General features: G+C 51.2%; 2 protein-coding genes. Both read right to left on the bottom strand.

The window, feature by feature from the left end; translation table 11 throughout:
* Window positions 1-35: 35 nt before the first annotated feature.
* Complete coding sequence (locus A918_RS0116155; RefSeq protein WP_051139075.1) at window positions 36-2,306, bottom strand: TonB-dependent siderophore receptor; 2,271 nt, start codon at window positions 2,304-2,306, stop codon at window positions 36-38.
* 269 nt (window positions 2,307-2,575) lie between these two features.
* On the bottom strand, window positions 2,576-2,935 hold a 360-nt coding region (locus A918_RS20805), incomplete at its 5' end, for a penicillin-binding transpeptidase domain-containing protein (protein WP_033316201.1).

Below are 2,935 nucleotides of genomic sequence, written 5' to 3'. Positions count from 1 at the left end.
GCGCCCCTTCCTCGTTAATATCACACTGCGATGCTTTAGAAATCAAACGAAGCGGAAAGCATGAATGTACGCGGCGCTCCGGCCGAGATAAAACCACGGGCTGACGATGCCCAGTAATTTTCGTTGAGAACATTCTCAACGGTTGCTCTGAACTCTACCGGCTTGCCATTCTCACGGAGCATTGTGTAACGCGCGCCCAGATCAACGCGTGTCCAGTCCGGCACTTTCTGCAGGTTTTTCTGGTCATAATAAGTGCTGCCTGTATGGACAACACGACCGGTCAGCGTCAGCCCCTCAACCCACGGCGTGTCATACTCGCCATAGAGGCTGATAGCTGTTTTCGGAACACCCGGAACTCTGTTACCATTCGTTTCGGGATTTCCTGTTTTATCCAGCTCGGCATCCATAAATGTAATACCACCCAGCAAACGAATACCGTCAACCGGCTCGCCGAACACAGAGAGCTCCAGCCCGCGATTGACCTGAAGACCGTTCACCGCAAAATTGTTTTTCGCATCAGTAAAACCGTTTGGCTGTCTGATCTCAAACAGAGCTGCGCTCAGCATCAGATCGCCAAGATCATATTTGACCCCGACTTCCTTCTGCTTGTTTACAACAGGAGGAAAGCTCTCTGTATTATTGGCAGCGCGGGACGGTGGCTGCGGCCCTTCAGTCAGTGCCTCAGCATAATTTGCATAGACCGACAAGCTGTCAGTCACATGGGCAACAGCAGCGACGGCAGGGCTGAATTTAGATTCTGAGTAATGATAAGTCTGTTTACCAAACGGCACATCCGGATTTGGGCGTGTGTTGAAGGTACGTGTGCTCATATGCTGATAACGTCCGCCAAGCGTCAGCTGGAAGCGATCATCCGCAAAAGACAGCGTGTCAGAAATCGCGATACTGTTAGCGACCAGCTCGGAGAACGGATAGAGATTATCCGAGCGAGGCAGCCCGCTTATATCTACCCAGTTATCAGGCACATAGGCAGGATTGTAGATATTGATCGGGTATTTTCTGAAGCCCAGTTTTCCCGGATGGAAGCGACCGCGATGGTTCTCATTTTTCGCGCCGCTTACCGAAATATTGAACTTATGGCCGACAGGACCGGTATCAAATTCGGAGCGAACACCAATCTCACCCGACAGTCCCTGAATCTGCTGCGGATTATAGCCAAATTCAGCTTCTGCATCGCCGTTGGAATTGAGAATTGTGTATGATGTAGACAGGAAATCCTCACGATAACGGCTGATACCACCGGCGGCATAGACAGTCGTATTATCCAGAACATCAACCTCGACACGGGCAGCGGCCATATTGTGCTTGCTGTCGTGATATTCGAACGGATTGGCTGTGTTAATCCGGCCATTCGGTGCATCCGGAATTACAACCCCTTCTTTTACCGCATTAAACAGCGAAGTCGGCGCATCAATATTCTGTCGGGAATGATTGAGATCAAGCGAGGCACGTACCCGTTCACCGCGATAATCAAGCCCAAGCGACAAGACACCAACCTGAATGTCATTATGCTTCATCGCAGTCTCACCGCCACGATAGGAACCATTGAAGCGAATGCCCCATTCCCCGTCCGGTCCGAAACGACGACCAACATCAACATGCGACCATAATTGCGCATCGGACATATAGGTCGTTGTCAGGCGTGTCAGCGGCTCATCCGCAGCGCGTTTTGGCACCAGATTGATTGTACCCCCGACGCGGCCGACACCGCCATTGACCAGAGCGCTTGGCCCTTTGAGCACCTCAACGCGTTCAATGCCCTCAAGATAGCTGCGACGCGGATTGGCAAGGTAGAAAAGTCCGTCATATGCAACATCCAGATTAGTCACCGAGAAACCACGGATGAAGAAAGAGTCACGCTCACTGAAAGTCGGCGCATCCTGACGCACGGACGGATCATTGAGTGTAATATCAGCGATCGATTTTGCCTGCTGGTTGCGGATCAGCCTGTCTGTATAGCCGGTCAGGCTGAATGGTGTATCGCGAACAGACCGGTTTCCGAGTGTTCCGAGTTGCGCACCGGTGGCAACCTGCCCGCCGGCATATTCAGCCGGTGGTTGACCTATAGTGCCGGTAGAAGGATGTCCCTGCCCCACCACCACAATTGTATCCAGTACTGTTGCACCAGTGGTATCGGAAACCTGTTGAGCCTGCTTTTGGCGCGGCACGCGATCAGTCTTGCCTGTTTCCTGAGCGAAAGCCGCCACAGCACTGACAGCAAGCAGTGAAACACCGGCTAAAGCGGCACAGCCGCGCTCATAGGTAACCAATTGATATCTGCCCCTCATTCCAATCCCCAAGTTTTCAAAAAATGTAAAAATTCAATGGTCATCATTGCTTGTCAGCAAAACCGACATGTCATAAGAACGCGCGCATTCGGTTTTGGGGTGTCATCACATCTGCCCAAATTTAGCCGTCTTAAGAACAATATTATTATCTGCGATATTAAACATGATTATATAAGTCAAGTTTATGCGCCCGTATTGTGCACACGCAGATCAGTTCTTGATGAAATATCCACACATTCCGAAAACACCTTTGCCTGATCACTGACAGATCAGATGCCGATGCGTGGCTCCATGCCCAAAAAAGTGAATGTTTTCCGAATGATTTCACCCGCAACCGGTGCTGCGGTTACACCGGCCGTCTGTCCGCGCGTGGCAGATTTCGGAGCCGGATCATCAACGATAACCAGATAGACATATGTCGGATCGTCCATCGGCATGGCCGCTGCAAAAACATTGAAATTCCTGTTCTTTGCATAGCGGCCGTTGACCACCTTCTCAGCCGTACCGGTTTTTCCACCGACATTCAGGCCGCTGATATTCGCACGACGGCCGGAACCTTTTTCCGCGCTTAAACGATATAAATGCCGGACAATCGCACTTGTTCTTTCGGTGACAAGACGGCGGGCAGG

The sequence above is a fragment of the Pseudochrobactrum sp. AO18b genome (assembly GCF_000409565.1).
Lineage (GTDB): Bacteria > Pseudomonadota > Alphaproteobacteria > Rhizobiales > Rhizobiaceae > Pseudochrobactrum > Pseudochrobactrum saccharolyticum.
The sequence above is the reverse complement of the archived record's forward strand: the minus strand, read 5'-3'. Positions and strand labels throughout refer to the sequence as shown.